The following is a 1,105-nucleotide window of genomic DNA, read 5'->3' on the forward strand; positions in this document are numbered from 1 at the left end:
TCGGTGGCGTGATGGCGCTGTTCATGCGCGCCGAGCTGGCTCGTCCCGGCACGCAGATCATGTCGAACGAGCAGTTCAACCAGGCGTTCACGATGCACGGCACGATCATGCTGCTGATGTTCGCGACGCCGCTGTTCGCCGGCTTCGCGAACTGGATCATGCCGCTCCAGATCGGCGCGCCCGACGTGGCGTTCCCGCGGCTGAACATGTTCGCCTACTGGCTGTACCTGTTCGGGTCGCTGATCGCCGTGGGTGGCTTCCTCACCCCTGACGGCGCGGCCGACTTCGGCTGGTTCGCCTACTCCCCGCTGTCGGACGCGGTCCGCTCGCCGGGGATAGGAGCCGACATGTGGATCATGGGCCTGGCCTTCTCCGGCTTCGGCACCATCCTCGGCTCGGTCAACTTCATCACCACCATCATCTGCATGCGCGCCCCCGGCATGACGATGTTCCGGATGCCGATCTTCACCTGGAACGTGCTGCTCACCGGTGTGCTGGTGCTGCTCGCCTTCCCGGTGCTGGCCGCGGCGCTGTTCGCGCTGGAGGCGGACCGGAAATTCGGGGCGCATGTCTTTGACGCGGCCAATGGCGGCGCTTTGCTGTGGCAGCATCTGTTCTGGTTCTTCGGGCATCCAGAGGTGTACATCATCGCGTTGCCGTTCTTCGGGATCATTTCCGAGGTGCTGCCGGTCTTCAGCCGTAAGCCGATGTTCGGTTACTTCGGTCTGGTGGCGGCGACGATCGCCATCGCCGGTCTGTCGGTGACGGTGTGGGCGCACCATATGTATGTGACGGGCGGCGTGCTCTTGCCGTTCTTCTCGTTCATGACCTTCATGATCGCGGTGCCGACCGGTGTGAAGTTCTTCAACTGGATCGGCACGATGTGGAAGGGCAGCCTGAGTTTCGAGACACCGATGCTCTGGGCGGTCGGCTTCCTGATCACCTTCGTCTTCGGTGGTCTGACCGGCGTGATGCTGGCCTCGCCGCCGGTGGACTTCCACGTCTCCGACTCGTACTTCGTGGTGGCGCACTTCCACTACGTGATCTTCGGTACGGTCGTGTTCGCGATGTTCTCCGGATTCCACTTCTGGTGGCCGAAGTTCAC

1 protein-coding gene is annotated in these 1,105 nt (G+C 63.0%); it reads left to right on the forward strand.

Features of this window, described 5'->3' with window-relative positions; translation table 11 throughout:
* A partial coding sequence (locus AC5P1B_RS35660) for a cbb3-type cytochrome c oxidase subunit I (protein ID WP_493892191.1) occupies window positions 1-1,105 on the forward strand: 1,105 nt, incomplete at both ends.

Source organism: Streptomyces sp. A01 (genome assembly GCF_059026195.1).